Consider the following 639-nt stretch of genomic DNA (forward strand, 5'->3'; position numbering starts at 1 on the left):
ATGGAAATGGAAGCCACGCAAGCACCTTAAAATCACCATCATACACTAAATCAGTAAGTTGGCAGCATTACCGGTTTGTCGAGTAATAATGAATATGACCTGTTTAAAAATAGAGAAACCTCACTGTGGAAACGCAAAGTACCAGAAAGCGCAGCGCTGGCAATGACGGGAACAGTATATAAATTATTTGGTAATCGCTTACTCAACGCCCGCAATCAGTTAGATAAAAATCTCCTCGAAATGGCTATGCAAATGGTTTATGGCAAAGATATGGTGACAAAGTCCGGGGATATATTGATTGATATACAATTAAATAAGGATGGCAGTCTCCAGAGTAAGCACTACACACTTGATGTAGGTGAAGTTATAAACAGTTATAATATTGACCCTCTTTGTGAATGCTTCAAGTATTAATCAAACTTACTTACATGATAAAAATCCTGGTGACGTTATTAGCCTGTATGGCACTTTAGATAACATTCCCCTTGTAGTTAAGGAATGCACGGGTAAAAATCATCAAATTAATGTTAAAGCCAAATTGCCACAAGAACGAAGTGAAAAAGTTGGTAATGCTGCCAACTTACTGATTTAGTGTATGATGGTGATTTTAAGGTGCTTGCGTGGCTTCCATTTCCATCA

1 pseudogene is annotated in these 639 nt (G+C 37.7%); it reads left to right on the top strand.

Annotated elements, in window-relative coordinates:
• Positions 1-72: 72 nt before the first annotated feature.
• Positions 73-565 (top strand): annotated as a pseudogene (locus ABZJ92_RS22120) (hypothetical protein); the annotation flags it as partial.
• Positions 566-639 lie beyond the last annotated feature (74 nt).

This window comes from Shigella sp. FJ200513 (assembly GCF_040495915.1).
Lineage (GTDB): Bacteria > Pseudomonadota > Gammaproteobacteria > Enterobacterales > Enterobacteriaceae > ECMA0423.